This is a genomic window from Mesorhizobium sp. M7D.F.Ca.US.004.03.1.1 (genome assembly GCF_003998635.1).
Classification (GTDB): Bacteria; Pseudomonadota; Alphaproteobacteria; order Rhizobiales; family Rhizobiaceae; genus Mesorhizobium; species Mesorhizobium loti.
The window spans coordinates 1-1223 of record NZ_RZQG01001281.1; the positions used below are offsets into that span (position 1 = coordinate 1).

A 1223-nucleotide genomic window follows, 5' to 3' on the forward strand; every position below is an offset into this window, starting at 1 on the left:
AGCTTGGCCAGTGCGGCAAGCGGTTCGCCCTGGCTGCCGGTGCAGATGATGACCAGGTTTTCGCGCGGGATGAAGCCAAAATCCTCCTCGGCGATGAACTCGGGCAGACCGTCCATGTAGCCGAGTTCGCCAGCCACATCGATGACCCGCTTCAGCGAGCGGCCGAGCACCAGGCACTGGCGACCGGCATCGCGTGCCGCCCTGGCGATGGAGACGATGCGTCCGACATTGGAGGAAAACGTGGTGACGGCGACGCGACCCTTGGCAGCCTGGATGACGCCCTTGAGGCCCTCGCCCACGGCCACTTCCGAAGGCGACTCGCCTTCGCGCAGCGCATTGGTCGAATCGCAGATCAGCGCCAGGACGCCCTTGTCACCATAGGCGCGGAAACGCGCCTCGTCGGTCTTCGGCCCGATCGTCGGCTCCGGGTCGATCTTCCAATCACCGGTATGGATGACGGTGCCGGCCGGCGAGGTGATCGCCAGCGACATCGGCTCGGGGATCGAGTGCGCCACCGGAATGGCTTCGATCTCAAAGGGGCCGACGGTGAATTTCTCCCCCGCTTTGTAGATCGTGACCGGTATTTTCGGCGCACCTTGCTCGCCTTGTCGCTTGGCTTCGAGCAAGCCGGCGCTGAACGGCGTCATCCAGACCGGCGCCTTCAGCTTCGGCCAGGTGTCGAGCAGCGCGCCGTAGTGGTCTTCATGCGCATGGGTGATGATGATGCCGCGCAGATTGGCGAGGTTCTCCTCGATGAAGCGCGTGTCGGGCAGCACCAGGTCGACGCCGGGCAGGCTGGCATCGGGGAAGGTCACACCGACATCGATGACGATCCATTCGCGCGCACTGGGCGGGCCGTAGCCGTAAAGAGCGAAGTTCATGCCTATCTCGCCGACGCCGCCGAGCGGCACGAAGACGAGTTCGGCGTTTTCCGCTTTCGCCATGATTTTTCCCTTCCTGGCCCTCAGGCCAAGTCCATAAAGCAATTCCAGGAAAAGCGTCTAACGGTTTTCCCACAGGAATTGCGCAAAAACAAACACTTAGAGCCGTTCACGAACGGCTCTAGGCCCTGGCCGAAGCGACCGCGCCGAAATGCACGTCGCCGGCGGCGATCGTCAGAACCGAACCTTCATCGTCGCGGATCACGAAACGGCAGTCCTCGTCAATGGTTTCAAACACCCCACGCACCACATTACCGTCAATTCTGACAGCAACTTCGCCGC

1 protein-coding gene and 1 pseudogene are annotated in these 1223 nt (G+C 62.4%); both read right to left on the reverse strand.

The window, feature by feature from the left end; all coding sequences use genetic code 11:
• Positions 1-944: ribonuclease J (locus EN935_RS36335; RefSeq protein ID WP_164771702.1), on the reverse strand; the 944-nt coding region annotated here is incomplete at its 3' end.
• A gap of 118 nt (positions 945-1062) precedes the next feature.
• Positions 1063-1223, reverse strand: a pseudogene (locus EN935_RS36340) (biotin--[acetyl-CoA-carboxylase] ligase); the annotation flags it as partial.